The sequence below is a fragment of the Caballeronia sp. LjRoot34 genome (genome assembly GCF_964253815.1).
Lineage (GTDB): Bacteria > Pseudomonadota > Gammaproteobacteria > Burkholderiales > Burkholderiaceae > Caballeronia.
This window is the reverse complement of record NZ_CAXUSB020000002.1, coordinates 605,750-622,172: the sequence shown is the minus strand read 5'-3', so window position 1 is coordinate 622,172 and position 16,423 is coordinate 605,750. Positions and strand designations below refer to the sequence as shown.

General features: G+C 58.4%; 15 protein-coding genes and 2 pseudogenes. 1 reads left to right on the top strand and 16 read right to left on the bottom strand.

The genetic code is table 11. The features are described from left to right. Positions 1-21 precede the first annotated feature (21 nt). The 13 genes and pseudogenes from ACSQ36_RS22425 to ACSQ36_RS22365 all read right to left on the bottom strand — a co-directional run bounded on the left by ACSQ36_RS22425 (position 22) and on the right by ACSQ36_RS22365 (position 12,115). Positions 22-405: a hypothetical protein gene (locus ACSQ36_RS22425; protein ID WP_436183635.1), complete on the bottom strand. Its 384-nt coding sequence runs from the start codon at positions 403-405 to the stop codon at positions 22-24. Further along, positions 396-1,052 carry a lysozyme gene (locus ACSQ36_RS22420; protein WP_436183634.1) on the bottom strand — a complete coding sequence of 219 codons (657 nt, stop codon included), beginning with the start codon at positions 1,050-1,052 and terminating at the stop codon, positions 396-398. Before ACSQ36_RS22420 ends, ACSQ36_RS22425 begins: the two co-directional genes overlap by 10 nt. Continuing rightward, the gene (locus tag ACSQ36_RS22415; protein ID WP_436183633.1) at positions 1,049-1,312 is read right to left on the bottom strand and encodes a hypothetical protein; all 264 of its coding nucleotides are present in this window, start codon (positions 1,310-1,312) and stop codon (positions 1,049-1,051) included. The genes ACSQ36_RS22420 and ACSQ36_RS22415 overlap by 4 nt, the downstream gene beginning before the upstream one ends. Continuing rightward, positions 1,309-1,626 (bottom strand): hypothetical protein, encoded by a 318-nt coding sequence (locus ACSQ36_RS22410; protein WP_436183632.1) that lies wholly within the window; start codon positions 1,624-1,626, stop codon positions 1,309-1,311. The genes ACSQ36_RS22415 and ACSQ36_RS22410 overlap by 4 nt, the downstream gene beginning before the upstream one ends. A 79-nt stretch (positions 1,627-1,705) precedes the next feature. Then, positions 1,706-2,020 (bottom strand): hypothetical protein, encoded by a 315-nt coding sequence (locus tag ACSQ36_RS22405; protein ID WP_436183631.1) that lies wholly within the window; start codon positions 2,018-2,020, stop codon positions 1,706-1,708. 8 nt (positions 2,021-2,028) lie between these two features. Continuing rightward, entirely contained in the window at positions 2,029-2,787 is a 759-nt protein-coding gene (locus tag ACSQ36_RS22400) for a hypothetical protein (RefSeq protein ID WP_436183630.1), read from the bottom strand. Between the two features lie 307 nt (positions 2,788-3,094). Then, positions 3,095-7,807, bottom strand: a complete 4,713-nt coding sequence (gpJ, locus tag ACSQ36_RS22395) for a TipJ family phage tail tip protein (RefSeq protein ID WP_436183629.1) — start codon at positions 7,805-7,807, stop codon at positions 3,095-3,097. After that, positions 7,807-8,385, bottom strand: a complete 579-nt coding sequence (locus ACSQ36_RS22390; RefSeq protein ID WP_436183628.1) for a tail assembly protein — start codon at positions 8,383-8,385, stop codon at positions 7,807-7,809. Before ACSQ36_RS22390 ends, gpJ begins: the two co-directional genes overlap by 1 nt. Further along, the gene (locus tag ACSQ36_RS22385) at positions 8,382-9,134 is read right to left on the bottom strand and encodes a C40 family peptidase (RefSeq protein WP_436183627.1); all 753 of its coding nucleotides are present in this window, start codon (positions 9,132-9,134) and stop codon (positions 8,382-8,384) included. The genes ACSQ36_RS22390 and ACSQ36_RS22385 overlap by 4 nt, the downstream gene beginning before the upstream one ends. A 7-nt stretch (positions 9,135-9,141) precedes the next feature. Continuing rightward, positions 9,142-9,960, bottom strand: a pseudogene (locus tag ACSQ36_RS22380) (phage minor tail protein L); the annotation flags it as partial. Next, positions 9,961-10,305, bottom strand: a pseudogene (locus tag ACSQ36_RS22375) (phage minor tail protein L); the annotation flags it as partial. Next, positions 10,302-11,774 (bottom strand): tail fiber domain-containing protein, encoded by a 1,473-nt coding sequence (locus ACSQ36_RS22370; RefSeq protein WP_436183626.1) that lies wholly within the window; start codon positions 11,772-11,774, stop codon positions 10,302-10,304. The gene ACSQ36_RS22370 and the pseudogene ACSQ36_RS22375, both read right to left, overlap by 4 nt. Before the next feature lie 2 nt (positions 11,775-11,776). Beyond that, the gene (locus ACSQ36_RS22365; protein ID WP_436183625.1) at positions 11,777-12,115 is read right to left on the bottom strand and encodes a phage tail protein; all 339 of its coding nucleotides are present in this window, start codon (positions 12,113-12,115) and stop codon (positions 11,777-11,779) included. A gap of 96 nt (positions 12,116-12,211) precedes the next feature. Between ACSQ36_RS22365 and ACSQ36_RS22360 the strand changes: the two genes are divergently transcribed. Further along, positions 12,212-12,520: a hypothetical protein gene (locus ACSQ36_RS22360; RefSeq protein WP_436183624.1), complete on the top strand. Its 309-nt coding sequence runs from the start codon at positions 12,212-12,214 to the stop codon at positions 12,518-12,520. Positions 12,521-12,574: 54 nt separating this feature from the next. Here the strand turns inward: ACSQ36_RS22360 and ACSQ36_RS22355 are convergent, their stop codons facing one another. The 3 genes from ACSQ36_RS22355 to ACSQ36_RS22345 are packed head-to-tail and all read right to left on the bottom strand — an operon-like array spanning position 12,575 to position 16,416. Then, positions 12,575-15,718 carry a phage tail tape measure protein gene (locus tag ACSQ36_RS22355; protein ID WP_436183623.1) on the bottom strand — a complete coding sequence of 1,048 codons (3,144 nt, stop codon included), beginning with the start codon at positions 15,716-15,718 and terminating at the stop codon, positions 12,575-12,577. After that, entirely contained in the window at positions 15,711-16,145 is a 435-nt protein-coding gene (locus tag ACSQ36_RS22350) for an HK97-gp10 family putative phage morphogenesis protein (RefSeq protein ID WP_436183622.1), read from the bottom strand. Before ACSQ36_RS22350 ends, ACSQ36_RS22355 begins: the two co-directional genes overlap by 8 nt. After that, positions 16,138-16,416, bottom strand: a complete 279-nt coding sequence (locus ACSQ36_RS22345; RefSeq protein WP_436184917.1) for a phage tail assembly protein T — start codon at positions 16,414-16,416, stop codon at positions 16,138-16,140. Before ACSQ36_RS22345 ends, ACSQ36_RS22350 begins: the two co-directional genes overlap by 8 nt. Positions 16,417-16,423 lie beyond the last annotated feature (7 nt).

Sequence of the window (16,423 nt, the reverse complement as noted above, 5' to 3'; positions counted from 1 at the left end):
TTCGTCCAATCACACCCGGTATCAACGATTCGGGTCTTTACCTGCACCTCCGGCGCCGTGGCCGGCGTCTTCACCGGCTCTTGACCAATCGTCCCGCAACTGCTGATCAGCGGCACCAACAGGCAAAGCAGTGACGTCATTTTCCGCATTTGTTCTCTCCTTGATTGCTTGTACGCCGGCGGCGGAAGCCGCGGCGTTTGCCTGTGCTTCGGCATCACGCACCTCGGCGGTTTGGGTTTGCGCCTGGGCCGCGCTGGTCTGCGCTTCGGCTACCTTCTGCCCAGCCTGCGCGACGGTCGTCTGGGCCTGCTTTGTTTTCAGCCAGCCAAACAAGATGCCGCCGGCCGCAAGCACGCCGCTGAAGATGTACGGCCAGATCGATGCGAGGAGTGCTGTCATTTCCATGTCCCTGTGAGAAAGAGGCTGCGCTCGGCAGTACGGCGCTTCACCAGCCCATTTAGGATCTGGCCGCCCGACTTGTTCCACACAAGGAACTGATCTGCTGCGGTCGCAAATACGAGGTCGTTGAGATTGCGCAGAAGCGTGGACGGCTGGCCGTTGGCGAGTACGACGATGCCATCGCGGCCCGGGTCGCCGCCCTTCGCGGCGCGCCCAGCGCCGACGTTGTAAAGGATGCTGACGATTGCCGCCTTCTGTTGCGGTGATAGCTTCACGCGAACCGCGGCATCGGCCTGCCCGCCGGCCGTGTTCAAACCGGCATCGAGTCGAGCATCGGCGTAGGCCTGCGTCCAGACAGTTCCTTCAACAACGTCCGCGCCCGTGGATCCCCAGCCGCACGTCCAGACCTTGCCGGTTGCATCCCAGTAGGCGACCAGGCGGCAGCTCTCGAAGAACTGCACAAGCGGCCGCACGAGGTCGAGCCATGACGGGCCATCGACAACCTGCCAATCGGATCCTGCTGGTACAACGGCTGGAACATCTGGAACACTGGGCTTACCGGCCGAAGTGGAAGGCACGTTGACACTGGGTGCGCCTGGAACGGCCAGCGCCGAACGCTGAAACATGCCCAAGATCGCGCCGAACCAACTCATCGCACACCCCCGGCATCCGAAGGAACGCGACGCACGGCGGTGTACCGCACCGCGACGATCGAAGCGAACAGGATCGCGTATGCGATGGCCTGTTGCGTGTGCGCCGGGATGATGGCCTTGAGATCGTCGGGCACGTTGTGCCAGGCGTCACGGATCACCGGGCCGAATGCTGAGACCGTAGCGAGCGTGCTCGATAGAATCACTACGCCCTTCTTGTGCAGTTGCTGCCAGCCGTCGGCCAGCGAGAGTTTGAATTTCATTTTGTCCATCCTCGGGTTTCGGGGCGCACGCCGGCGCGGTCATATAGCAAGCGATCGAGCTTTTCGTTGATGCGCGTGAGCTGCTCCTTGTTGTCGGCCTTCTGTTCGTCCTGCGTCTTTTCCACATGATCGGTTCGATCCTCGAGGCGGCTGATGCGCCGATCAAAATTCAGATAGATGCCGAAGCCGGATCCGAGCGTCGCGACCAGCATTGCCACCAACGTGAGAAGCGTCGGCAGATTCACTGACCTGTCGAACGTCCACGGCCGTCCGTTCTCCTGCGCGCCTACCGTCGGTTGCAGTTCGTTTTCCACGCCTTACCCTCCTAAGAGCCGCGTCACGCGGACATAAAAAAAGCCGCCTTGTGGGCGGCCTGCATTGCGTGTGTTGCTATTACTCGACGATCGTCCCGCCGGCGAATGCGTAGCGGTTCGCGTACGGAACAACCGTGGTTCCATCGGGCGTCGACTCGACGATTCGGCCCTCGGCATACGCGCGGGCATCCTGTGCGGCAGCCGGGAGACCGTCGACCGGAATCTGTTGCGTGTACATCGGAAACTTGCCTGCGTCTTTGGCATCTTTTGACAGGTACGACGAGACAGTTGAATTCGTGATCGACGACACATAATCGAGCGTGATTTGCTGGACGACGTGATAAGTCGCCGCGGCGCCGGTGTTCGGCGTCACGTAGTTGACTGCGATGGGCATGCTTGCTCCTACAGAAAAGAAATGTCGACCGCCAGATACGACCAACTGATGGACTCTTTGAACCCGGTGTAGTTATTGAAATTGCTGGTATCGCCGAACATCACCATGTTCGTGCTGACGGTGCCGCCCGATGTGTTGAAGCAGGACATAACGACGCCAGCATTGCTTGCGCCGCCGGACGTGCCGCCTGTTCCAAACGCAGGCTGCACGCACGCGATACCCACGCGCTGCGCGACCGGGAATGCCTTGGAACCCTGGGCTGCGGACCACGTACCGCTGTCGGTGGTGTAGCCCGTCGAGCCGTAAGCGTATTTCGGGTTACCCTGGTTCGAGCCAACGGGGCGCGCGAACGGCTTCGTCACGTCAGCAACAAGAACGCCGGCGGCGTTGAACACCTGAAGCCCGAAATTGCCACCACTACCGATCGAGCTCACCTCGTCGAAAATGTAGGCGGTTACCGGTACCGCGCTATCACCGACAATCACCACGGACCAATTGCCTCCGGACTTCGTCCACGTCATCGGAACGCAATAGCCGCTCGAACACTCGAACACCACAAACGGGTTGGTCGCTGCGAACGTGAAAGTCGTCTGGTTACCCTGCGAACTGTACCGACTGCCGTCTGAAATCGTGTAGACGGGAAACCCGGCCCAGGCCATCGTCTGGGTTATTTTCTGGCGCAACTGCATGTTGCCTAGACCGAGGTCGCTATCGATCTGTGCGACGTTAGACCCGTCCTGTGCGAAACACTGAAATCCGACCGGCATTAGTAAACCCCGAAAAACAACGTGCCTTGGATTTGGATGTTGCGCGTTGTCGCTCCGGCCGAATACACCCAACTGATCGTGTTGCCCGATACGGAAAAGATTGGACGACTTACATCCATGTTCTGAAACCCCCATATCTGAGACGGCTGAAAGGCAAACCAGACTGTCCCGGCCGACAAATTGGCATTCGTAACGCTACTGGGATTCGAGCCACCAACCGGCGCCGAACCCACGAACCGCTGAAGCCTGGACGTGATGTCCACGACCAGATTCCCTGACGCATCCCATACTTGAAGACCGGCCGGCATTACGCCCAAACTCCCCAACGGACACGCAACGTGCCATTGTTGTCGTAGGCCCGGCCGCCGGTGTTGTCGCTCACCGCGTAGCCGCTGCCAATGTTCGCGCCGTTGAAGGTGATTCCGGAATTCTTATTCAAGATCCACAGCGGCTGCCCGTTCGCGCCGAGCGCTGTCGATTGAATGATGTCTCCGATCATCAGGTTGGTGATCCAGCCCGTACCGATCAGCGCTTGACTCATGAACACCTGGCCGCCTTGGACGACGAAAGGCGCCGTGACCGCGCTCCCGTTCGGGTCGATAATCGCAACGCGGCTCGCAGAGAAAAGCACCTGCGATTCGATGATGCCGCCGTTGTTGTCCGTCCCTACCCCGATACCGGCGATATACGTGCGGCCGTTTGCGGTGATCTGGGTTTTGATCGAGTAAGAAGCGCTAACCTTGCCGCTCAAATCAGCGTAAGAATTCGCATTGGTCTGAACTGCTGCGCTCAAACCGGTAACGCTGGCCTGCACAGTGGAAATCTGTGTCGCTTGCGCGCTGTCAGCGTCTGCACGCGCCGTGGCCTCGTTCTGGATCAGCGCGGTGTTCGCGTCTACGTTGGCTTGAACCGTCGTAACCTGCGACGCCAGTGCCGAGTCTGCGTCGACGCGCGCAGTGGTCTCCGTGCGCACAGCAGCGGTAAGGTTGCTCGTGGCCGATTGGCTTTGAGCCGCGATCGTGTCGGTTTTTACAGCGAGCGCAAGATCTGCTTCGGCACGCGCTGAAATCTCTGTGTAGACACCGGCGTAGATCTGCGTCGATCCGGCATAGTCGCCAGTGCTACCGGCCATGTTTGGGATGACGATCTCGGCCGAGATGGAATCGACGCGCGATGAAAGCGCGCTATCGGCCGCCGCTCGGGTCTGCGCCTCGGATGTGATTGCCGCATTCGCATCGCCGACCGTAGATGTAAGCGAATCGATGCGCGTGCTTAGCGCTGAGTCCCCAGTGGCGCGAGCTGTCGACTCACTCACGATTGCCGAATACGAGGATGCTACATCGCCTTCGTTCGAATACGGAGTCGGTAAGGACGTCGTTGTTAGCAAGCGTTCAAACTTAACGAGCTTGAAATCCAGAATGTTCCAAGTTGCATCCTGCGCGACCATGCGAACCCGTGCTTGCGTCGCGGTTGCAGGAGCCGTATCCGTTGTAAAGACCCTGGTCCATGCCCCAAGTTGCGTACCCGATGAATTAGACCCATCCAGAACACTGTTACCGTCTGCGTCGTAATACTGGACATCGAAGTAATACACTCCAGTTGCCGCAGCATCCACATATATGTCTGCTGAAATTGCATAAGGTGAACCGCCCCATACCGCCACGCTGTCAGCGATGGCATAACCTGTCGTCGGAGTACCGTTAGCGGGTATGAAAAACACGTTTCCATCGCCTGCCTGTTGCCACGCGAGCCCTGGAAATCCTCCCTGATTCCAATGTGCTGTTCCGCTTGCTGCGCTGGAGTTCGGCAACAAGTTAGCGCCTGGGTTTTCCAGCCCGCCAACGCGCGCAGTGAGCGCCGTCGTAAGCTGTGCCTGCGTCGAATCCGCATCAGCGCGCGCCGTTGCTTCCTGCGAGATTGCCGATGCATTTGCCGCAGTAGACGCCGTAACCGTATCTATGCGAGTCGAAAGCGCCGAATCTGCGTCCGCGCGGGTGGTCGCCTCATTCTGGATTGCGGAGGTGTTCGCGCCAACGTTGGATACAACGGTATCGATACGTGAGCTGAGCGCGCTATCTGCGTCCGCGCGGGTGGTCGCCTCGCCGGTGATCGCCGCTGTGTTCCCGCTGGTGGCGCTGACGACGGTGTCGATCCTTGAACCAAGGGCGCTATCGGCATCAGTGCGTGCGGTTATTTCCTGCGTAATGGCCGCTGCGTTCCCTCCAGTCGTTGCTGATACGGCGTCGATTCGCGTCGACAGGGCACCGTCCGCATCCTCTCGTGATTGTTGCTCGGTCGTAATTGCCGTCCCGCGCGCCAGCGCCTCGGCCGCGTCGCTTTGCGCGCGGGCTATTGCTTCCAGCTCAATAGCGGCAGCGCGGGCGTCCGACTCACTAGCGATCGCACTGCTTCGGTCCGTGACCTCCTTGGTGATCGCCGCGGCGTTCGCTGCCAAGTCCGTCTGCATGCCAGGAATGGCATCGATCGGCGCAAGCAGGTCCTGTCCGAGCGCCGATTTTGTGATGAGCCCTGCGAAATACTCGTTGTACGCGGTCGCATCTGCGCTGCTCGAACCTTGGACGCCCGGATCACCGATTGGAAACCACGCCCCGATGTTCCCGGAAGTATCGACAAGGCGCGCCCAAAAGTAGAACGTCTGCCCTGCCGCAAGACCCATTAGGCTGGCCTTCGCCTGCGGATACGCATAATCAGATTGCTTCACGGCATCGGCACGCGCCGGCGTGCGGCTATACCAAAGCTCCGTGCGCTGCGTATCGCCGGCAGACCCATCCGCCGGGTACGTCCAGATCACGTCGATCCCGAAAATCTGCGAAACGGTGGTCAATGAAGCAACTGAAGGCGGCGGGCTGGTTTTGCCGGTGAGCTGGGTGAGAACGCCGTACGCCGGAATCGATGTGACGCCCATGCCATTCACGGCGCGCACTCGCGCCACGTAGCCGCCCTGATAAATGCCGGGCACCTCCGCCTGCAGGCCACCCACGGCGTTCATGGAAATCCACTCGCCGTTGTCCTTCTGCCACTCTGGAATGTAGGAAACCGCCTTGTCGGCCGAGTCCCACGCGATCACCATCGTGGTCTTCGAAATGCCCTGGTCGATCACGGAGTACGACGACAACCGCACATTCGTCGGCGGCGGCTGCACGGATGGCGGAATTACGGTGACCGGCCGCACCTGAATGGCCGCGCCGTCATCGATCGCCGCATATTTTCCGGGCTCGTACTGCGTTGCGTTCACCACGTAGGTGATCTGGCCATCGTCGGAGTTTTCCTGCACGCTAACCACGCGAAACAACTGCGAAGCAAGGTCGGCGCTTTCCAACATCCAGACCGCGCCGTTCACAGGCGCCGTGTCGTACGCGGCAGCCAGGGTGATGGTGTCGCCCGCGATTGACTGCACCGTGCGCGCCTGCGCAATGCCGGACGGCAGGATAGCCGTGAGGATGTCGCCCGCTGCAGCGGCCGGCGCTTTGTCGAGCGTGATATTCGCCCCAGCGACCGTGCGCACGCGACCCCCGATCCGCCGACCTGCCTTGTCCGGATCTGCAACCGCAATGATCTGGCCGGGCGCGCAGCGCGTGCCGTCGAGGCCAACCGAGAAAGAAACCGTGTTCGTCTCGTACCGGCTCGTGAGCAGCGTCCACAGACCAAGCCTGTGCGCCTGACCTTGCGACGTCGTGCCGAATGCAGTGATCTGCGCCTTGGTCACGCCGTAGCGCGAAATACCATCATCGTCAGACACATACTCGGCAGCCTGCTGATAGCCGTTCGCCGGATCGTTCCAGCTCACGAGCGCGACGGTGTAGCGCGTCTTCAGCGCTGAACCGACATACGTGAACGGGCCATCGGCGCAACGGTTGGCAGCGGTGTACACGTAGACCGGATCGGACGGCATATCTGCGCATGCAACGACGGAACCGGGACCCCAGTAAGAGATGCCACGAAACACCGACGCGAGATCCTGCAGCACCTTGTATGCGTCTGCCTGAGACTGGATATAGGCGTTGCACGTAAAGCGCGGCTCTTGCCCGCCCTTCCCGTCAGACACCATCACATCGCAGTAGCGGCCGATGTCGTAGAGCCCCCATTTATCGATCATCGATGCATCGATACGCTTACCCAGCCCGTACACCGGGTTGAGGACGAGATCGTAGAAAATCCACGGTGGGCTATCGGACCACGCTTGCTTAAAGGTCCCGTCCCATGTGCCGGAATAGGTGCGTGCGATCGGATCATAGTTCGACGGAACGCTGATGATGCGCAAATACAGATCGTAGGCTCGTGTCGGGACCGAACTGAAAGATTGGGCGTCGAATGACAGGCCAAAAACTGCACTCATCGGGTACCGTAACTTCCGGTCGATAACCTCTGTGATCGCCTCGATGGTTGTCGTGTCGGCGATCAATGCGCTGTGAGCATTGGTAGTCAACCGGCGCACGCGCACCAGCCATCCCGTAGATGCCGCAGGCAACTCGATACGGATCGTGCGCTCGTACAGCGATGTCGTCTTGCCGTCGAACGCGCCCGTCAGCACCTGGGAATATGAGCCGCCATCGGTCGCAAGATCAACCGCATATTCGATGCGGTAACCGTTGACATCACCCGTGGTCGCGTCCGACTGCTGTAACGCCGGCACCCCGATCCGGACGCGCACGGCAGTAAGCTGCGTGTTCTCGACCTGACGCACCCAAGGCGTGTCCGAGGTGAGCGCGACGCTAACAGCAATCTCATTCTCGACCGCTGGAAAGCCAGACATAAACGTCTGGTCCTGCGTGCCAAGTCGATAGTCGACCGTGTAGTTTGTGAAGTTCGTCGAGCCGTCCGAGTTCTGAATCGGCGTGTCGTCGAGATAAACCGATTGCAGACCATTGACCAGGCCTTGAATCGGTCCCTCGGAAACAATGTCAAGGATTCGAGCAGTGGCGACAGAATGTAGGCTATCCGGAGACTCCGTCGGGCTGCTCGACGAATCGCTGCCCTTCGCCCCTGAAATTTGACGCATCAGGTTTGATCCTCAGCAACGATCGCCGAACTGCCGACCTTGGAGCCGACGCGCATGCGCCCGTAACCGATGGGGACGCAGTCGCCCTGCGACGCACTGTTCACGGCACCGTTGAAATAGTAGGACGTGCCATTGTCAGGGCCGCTATTAGAGGCAAGGCCGCTCTGCTGCGGGCTCAACATCTGCACGACTCCACCAAGTGCCATAGACGCGCCGATGCCAATCAGGAAGCCGCCGCCGAACTCGCTTGTCACGACGCCGACAACAGCCAGCGCAGTGCCTAAGATGGTCGTGAACAATCCGCTGTTCTTGCTGCCGATCATGACCGGGGCTACGCGAATGTCGTCATTGCCGACCGGATGCGCCAACTCGTTTTCACCCAGATTGCGCTTGCCGTTGAAGACCGCAAACGTCAGTCCGTTATCGCGGGCGTTCATCATGAATTTTTCGAAGCCCGGCAAAAGCACGCGCAACGCGCGCATGGCCTCGGCTGTCGACCCGACTGCAAGCCGATGCACGCGACCGAACTTAGCGCCGACGATTCCATAGAGACGGATGGTTCGAAGCTTTTCGTTCACGCCTTTTCTCCTACGTATCGAAGCACACCGCGCAGGCACTGCGCCCACATGCCGCCCCAGACCGCGCGACCTGACAATTGCCCGTGCATGTGATGGATGAAGACGCCGTGGCCCAGATACAGGCCAGCGTGATTCGGCACGCCGTTTTTGCTGCGGATCTGCATCAGTAAGACGTCGCCGATTTGTGGCTCAACGTCAGGACCGAGATTGGTGAAACCGGCCTTCTCGTAGTTATCGATGTACAGGTTTGAAGTGCCGTCTTCCCACCACTTATCCGTGCGCGGAAAATCAGCTACGGTGATCCCGCGCTCAATTCGGTACCAGTCACGACAGAGTGAAAAGCAATCCAAAGTGCCGTGCGAGAACTCGCGACCGAGCAGCGGCGGGATATATCCGGAAGGGCCAAACTCGCACCAGTCATCGACCGCAATTGACCCATCGCCCTGCACACCGAGCGCGACAATGATCCAAGTCTCGACGCCACTTACTTCGCACATGGCCTTATCAGTCATGCTCGGCCGCGCCGCAGCGCCCGGATGCGAATGCACGATGGCCAAAACCTGCCCGAGGTCTTCCGCGGCCGCATAGTCCTGCGGCGACATGACGAAATGCTGGGTCGGTTTCTCGGCGAGATTCCGGCACTGCACGTAGGCCTCTTCGCCGGCGCGCGCGACTACCAACCCGCAGCACTCGCGCGGGTACTCCGCGAGCGCGTGAACCGCGATCGCGTTCTTTGTCGTTTCGTTCATGGATTTGTTACGAAAGGTTGTCGCTTAGGAAGCCGCCGAACGGCAACGGCTCATTGACACCGAAACGGCATTCGCAGCCGCTGATTTTCATGCTGCAACGATCGAGCGCAGGATCATCGGTCGCAACGTCTTTGATCGTGAAATACGCTGAGCCCGTGTAGCCGCAATTTGCGTCACGGTATTTCCATTGGCACGCGGATGCGATCTGGCGCGCCGGCACCTGCTGCCCGCCGAAGTCGAGCGCCGACGACAGCGTGAATTCAACCTGAACGTTTGTTTCGCTGGTCTTCTGCTCGATGTACCAGAGCTCGACCGCCATTTCCTCACCGGGGTCTGCGCTGGGGTTATAACCAGTTTGTGCATCTGTGAACACGTAAGGCTGAACCGCTAACCCGCTAACAAGCTGCGCGCCATAGGCCAAAAAGCTGTCACCTGCTGCTTCACCATCGCTGCCCGGATCAACAAAGAAGAGCACTCCCGGGGCAGCGTCAGGCGGAAACACCGCTGAAATGTCAAACCTGCTCCATGCGCCGGCAACGGGCCTGACAGCCTTGTTCACGTACTCAACGTTGTTGGAATCCCTCAGGCGCAACACAAGCGGTCCAATGTCCTGTGTTTCGTCGGCCCGAAGATATATAGAACCGTTAAAGCCAACGCTCGACTGAATATTTGGGACGTACTGCACAATGTAGTTATTGCCGGCCGTGACGCGACTAATGCGACGTCCTTCCTGATTCCCGTTGGGGTCCAACGTAGCAACTTTGGACGCAACGCTGTTGATAAGCTGCCAAGAATCCTGTTCGAATGCCTCCGACCAAAGAAGAAAATTGTTACGCGGGAAGTTGGCGGCATCGAGATACTTCGAAAGCGTTCGATGCCGAGTGACACGCGCTCCGACCATGTCAGCGAGGAATACGCACAGCGCCGAGATCGTGCCGTTCACGTTTCCGACCGTGAGTGTCGGCTCCGGCTGTTGTGCGTCGGACGTGTGCTCGAAGCCACTGCCCTGGATCGACCATGGCTTATATTCGTTGCCCTGCCAGAAAATCGAGGTCGATTGAAGATGCCCGTGAAAGCGCAGCATGTCTCCGCCGATCGCCGTGCAATCGACCTCAAATAGTTCGATCAGCGCGCCTGGCTCAAGCCCCTGGATGTCTGCGGTGATGCTCATGTTGACTTCGCCTCAAGCGCTGCAATCCGATCAAGTGCTGCGCTAAGCGCTTCTTGCAATTCAATAACACCTTGCAACGCAACCGCCGCCGCGTTCCCGTAGTTGAAACCAAGCGCCTTACGACTAGCGGGCTTGCCCTTGGGGCCATAAATCTCAACGCCGTCCTTGTCGTATTGATGTGCAATGGCATCGCCATCTGCGTCAATATCAGTTCCAGTTACTGCAATGAGTTCCGGGAAATCATCTTGCCATTCTTGCGCGATGACACCAATACTAGGCGACGCTAATCCGCCACCTTCCGATTGCGGAACTTTGAACTGGTAACTAACAACTCGTTTTGTTTTAAGCAACGGCAACACCGCACGAACAGGCTTTATGTTGGTTTTTAAATCGAGGTCCGACGCCTGAGTAAGTGTTAGCACCGTAAGGGCCGCCCAATTACTCGCATCTGCGTTCACCATACCGAACCCAAACGTCGTATTATCGTATCGGACATTCCCCGCCGCGCCGTTCGCCGTAACAAACGTTAGGTAAGACGACGTTTGATTCGACTTAATTATCGTGTTTTGCGGAAGGTTCCCTAACAAATACGTCCAACTTGAAAACGTGTTTACGTTAGTGAACGTATTGTTTTGGCTAACCATCGCAAACGCGCCGAAGCCGGTTGAATCAATGGTTAACTGTAGAGTTCCGCTGCTATACGATAAGTACACCTTATTTCCGGTTCCACTTGAAACTGGATTTCCTAGATTTCCAGCGTGCCAGACCTGTTTTCCGTTTTGTGTAAGCGGGACAACGTAGTCAACGCCAGATGTCTGGTGCGTAGTTAGGACGATTGTGTTGGCTACAGTGGCGAATTTTCCGTCGGCTATGTGCCAAAAACCAGTGTCGGGCGCCCCATCGTTTTGGAACGAGATGCCCGGGGCTGCTTGCGTTCCTTCCGGTGCAAGAATCTGTCCGCCAGGAATGCTTATTCCATTTTGGAAATTTGCAGGACCGTTGACGTGCAGCTCATTTCCAACTGTCAAACTGCCGTAGACCTGCTCATCATAGCCCCACGTGCGGCCACGCATGTAGACAGACCAACCTACGCCATCGGTTACAAAAATGCACGCTTCGCCCGGTGCCATTTGAGCGAACGCCTGTTGAGGCTGACCTTGATTAGCACCGCCTGGCCAAATTGGAGTTACAGCGGCTCCAGCATTGCGCAGATAGATTAACGCGTCAGCGCCGGCCTGGTCTGCAGGCGCAAGCCCAATACTTTGGCCTGCGGGAATATTGAAATTGACCCTCTTACCCACATGAATCTGTTGAAGGTCTTGCCCTGTTGTAACGGATGGGCCAGAGGTAAGCGTTGCTTGTAAGTTCAATACATCGACATTCGCGTTCGTCTTGGTATTCGACGTACGCACGTCGTCACCACCTACTCCAGTCGGAGGAGTGCCCAGCTCTACTTTTTGGAGGTTCATATTTATGGTGCGAAGGTTTGATCAAACGTCGCGGACATGCTGTACACGTTGCCGTCTTTCGTCGGCTCGGAATATGTCTCGCAGGTGAACATCAGTTGCGGGCGAAGCGGCGGCGTCCAGAGAAAGCCTGTCGAGCCGAGATGCGCGTCAAGAAAAGCGAGGATTGCAGAGATCTTAGTGGCGTCGCCGATGAATGCCAGATTGAATGACGACGACCGGTTATTGATACCGTCGGCGACGCGCTGTGCATACCCGTCGCCGAACTGCGCTTTACGGACGAGCAGCGTCGCGGTGCCCGAAAGGTTTGCGACTGTCGGCACCCAGAGGAATGTATCGGCCATCAGATATTCTCGAGAAATGAAGCGCCTCGCTGGTAAATTTAAGTGATTTGTCCAATCTGCTATGTTTACAGGATCCCACAAACTCTTGAGGCCGCGATGGACGTCGATACGAAAATCCAGCAGTTACAAATTAATGTCGCCGGTCTATACGATATGTTGGCCGGTACGGCGAGTGTTACGACTTACCTCGTGGAACGGATATTGACTCCCGAGCAGCGCGTCAACCTTGCTGAATGGCTGGCTCACCAGTCATCTGAAACCCAAGCACCTGGCCGCTTCTACCTAGCGCAACTCGGAAACTTTCTGACAAAGGAGGAGCGATTCGAGCAATTGCTTCATCTCGCCGGACGCGAGTTTCTTGAGCAGAAACAAGCAGACCTTGATGCCGGGAAGCCGATTCTTTAATGGATGGTTTCATTTTTATTCCTCGTATGCCCGGCGATATGCGCCGGGCATTGATTAAGCAATGTTGTTAGCCATTTTCCAGAGCGCACCGCCCTGCTTGCGCTCGTTCACGACGACAGCGCGCACGGCCGCCGTGATCTTCTTATTCAGGTCTGCGCCGTTACTCTGATTGGCCGCCGCGTTCGTGCCGCCGTCGACCGTCACGGGCGCGCTGATGTTGATGTCCCCACCGAGGCTGCTGCTAATTGCATGGTTCGGCGTGATCGTCCCCGATGCACCTGGGTTGAATAATTCTGGGCCCTTCTCACCGACGAGATATGTCGTTCCCGCACTGACCGGGCCACCGCCGGCACGAGCCGGGATCGTTCCCCATCCGCCCGTGTCTGAAACCAAATTATCGAGCGTATTGCCGCCTTGGGCATTAGCGGCAAATGTGGCGCCGCTATTTCCAAAGTAGCTGCCAACCGCGCCGATAGCAAAATTGAACAAACCAGAAATGGCCGCACGCGCCTGCATCCGAATGATGTCGCTGATGACGCTGTCAGCAAGGCTCTTGAAATTCAGCTTGCCAGTCGTCGCAAACGACACGAACGCATCCTCCATGCCCTTCGCCATGTTGGTCACTACTGATTCGGTTTGCGCCGCCATATTGTTCGCGGAATCCATAGAGTTCGCGAGCGCAGCGGTTGCGCCGTTCGTCCAGTCCGCTTGCTTGGTCTTCAGTGACGAATAATAGGCGTCGTAATTCGCAAGCGACTGATCGAGCCCGGCTTTGATCTTCGCGGAATCGGCGGCGTACTGAGGGCTGTCAATCGTGCCATCCTTGGCTGACTTGGCAAGCTGATCCTGCTCCCGCTGATACTCTGCGTATATCGACTTGACCGCCTGTGCATTTTTCAGCGCATCCGAGCCCATGCCAAAAGCGTCAAGCTCCCGGCTGTACTGGTCAGTTTGGTTTTGCTGGTAATTAGCCATCGACGAGTCGATCTGCGCCGAGCGCTCGGCCAATGTTGCCAGCGCCTCTTTGTATTTGACCTGTTTCTCGAGCTCGACATTGGTTTGCAACGCCGCACGAATCGCGTCCTGGTCATTCACAAGGCTTTGCTGCTGAGGCGTAAGCGTCTTGGTTTTCCAGTCGCTAATTTCCTGGTTAAATTTCGCCAGGTCACTCTCAGCGGTCGTCATCTTCCCGGTCGTGGCCAACTGCGCATCCATCGCCGCCTGTTGATCCCGGAGCTGTTGCAGCATGCGAGTACCGGCATCGTCCGTAACAGCCTTTGCACGCGGTGTCTTCGGGGCTTTCTTGTCCGGGTACTTCGCGTTTATCTGCGCCTCGTCCGTGAGCTGCTGCTCTGGGCTGAGATTCAGTGGCGTGGCGATGGTATCGATGTATTTTTGAATCTCTTTCTCACGTCGCTCCGCAGGCGACGCGAACTGAGAGTTCCAAGTGTCATACGAGTGCTTGGCGTCGATCACTTCCTGATTCTGACGATCCGCCCTAGCCTTGTCCTGGGCTGCTTTAACCGCTGCATCGCGCGTGGCGATCGCCTTTTGAAGCTCGGCCTCATCTTCCGGCGACCACTGCCCGATGGGCGCACGCGCTGTTTTGTTGTCCTGTAGGCGCGCCACAATTTGGCCCGGCGCTGATGCCGCACCGAACGATCCAACGGCCTCAATTGCGCCATTGATCATCGCCTTAATGTCACGCCAGCCCGCCAGGATAACGCCCTCGTTTGCCGCGATGTCCTTGGTGCGTTCATCCATTGCGGTCGAGAATGCCTCGACTGCAACCTTCGCGGCGCCGGTCGCATCTCCCTGCTTCTCCAGCGCGGCGATCTGGTCGTAAGTCGCTACCGTCAGGTAGTGGTATTGATCATTAAGCTTGACGGACGCTTGTAGCGGCTCGTCCGCGAGCTTGGTGAAATCATCGACCATCTGCTTAACCGACACGCTCGTGTAGGTCGCGGCATCAGCGGCGCTCTTGCCAAGGTTCGCAATTTCTTCGCCGGTCAGTCTGCCCGTAGCCGCAAGAGCAGTCACGGCGTCGGCAGCCGTGTTGAACGTGGCGCCCCCGGCGGTCGCCGCGGTCGCCATGTCGCGCAACTGGTCCGCCGTCACGCCGGCATAGCCGCCGGTCATGACGAGCGCTTCGTTCATTTTTTCGTTCTGAGCGGCCACGGTGTACATGGCGTAGCCAACCGCGGCCACTGACAGCGAAAGCGGATTCAGCAGCAACTCAAGCGCGCCGGCAAGCGATAGCAAGCGCGTAAACGAACTGGCGAGTCGCGAGAAATTGCCGCTCATGGCCTCACGCCCAAGCACTCCAATCTCGGCCGTGACCCCCTTCGTCGCGCCCGACGCGCCATGTGCGCCCGCCGCGGTTGCAACGTAAGTTGCAGCCATCTGCTCGCCAAGGACAATCTGCTGCTTGCGCAAATCGATTTCTTTGGCGATCGCCGCCAGTTGCTCGGTCTCGGCGGCCGTGAAACCCGCCATCTGCGCGTCGTACTCGACCATTTGCGCTTTGGATGCAGTAAGCGCCGTAAGTTGACGGCCAAGCGACTCGGCGACCCTCTCCGCACCCGCGCTCACCGCGGTCGAAGCGGCAACGAATTGGACTGATGCCTCAGCCTGCGCAGTCGCTGCCGCGGCAGCCGATGACGCGATTCCAGAGTTGGCCTTCTCCGCGACGGTAGCCGACGCTGCCATCGCTTCCACGCTCGCGGCGTACCGGTCTGCCGATACGGTCGAACTATTCAACGCGACAGATGCCTCAAGAGAAGCCTCCACCATGGCAGCGATACGAGTTGCAGCGGCCTCACTGCTTTCGCCCACTACTACGGTCGAAGCGGCCGCGCGACCGTTCGCGGCATCAATCGCGTCCATCTTCTCAAGATATGGCGCTATCGCGTCAGAGACGCCCATGATGGACGCCTTGTACGCGAGGAGCTGTCGAGAGTTCATCCCATACGTGTCCGACATCTTCGCCGCTTGCTGAACAAGGGCGTTGATGTTGCGTACCGACGCGGTACTGCCGTTCGCGGTAGCTTCGACAACAGCAGCTTGCGAAACCTGAGTGCGCCTTGCTAGATCCTCCTGAGATGCCGCAAAAGCTTCGGCGCTTCGCCGGGCGCGCTCCGTGCCGGCCTCATACCCAGTGGCGTCAACGCTGACGCGAACGACGGTCTCGTTAGACATGCATCAATTCCGCCACTTTAGATTTAATTACAGCATCAACTGCTTCGGCTGCCGCTGTCTTCTTTGCCTCGTACGATGGACGAAGGAACGGCTGCGCAGCCATCTTTGAACGTCCGTGCTCTACGAATCGCCCATAGAAAGCATCCTTGCTCCACGTCGCGATGTAGGACGCTAACTTCCCCGGTACGGATACATCGGCGTCGTATGCAATCAGCAGGTTGTCGCGCAGGAAGCCCGGGTAAATCTTGGTTCCCTTACGCTCGTAAGTGACAACGCCAACCGGCACCCGCAACTTCATTTCAGCTAGGTAGACCCGAGCGCCGGCGACCGCCGCCTGTCGTAACACCGACTCGCTCGCAATGTTCTCAAGTCCGCGCAGCACGTCCGTCATGGCCTGCATGTTTTCGACGCTGAAGTTTTTAGCCATTGCGCCTCGGGAATATCATTAACTTCAGCAGGTTGGATTGCGCCTTGGGATCGTCGAGCAAGATCGGCTCGGACTCGACCTCTTGCGCGCGGCTCAACTCGTTCCACGTCATGAATTCGAGCGGTCCAAACGGTTCCTTGCGCACTTTGCTATTCCGGTTCACGTTTGCGACCGTCGATGCAATCGTGCCGGCACGAAGGTCGTCGTAGTGCGATCCGCGCCGGTCCAGCTCGTACGACGCCATGTATTCGACGAGCTCCGCGCTGGTGATGCGCTCC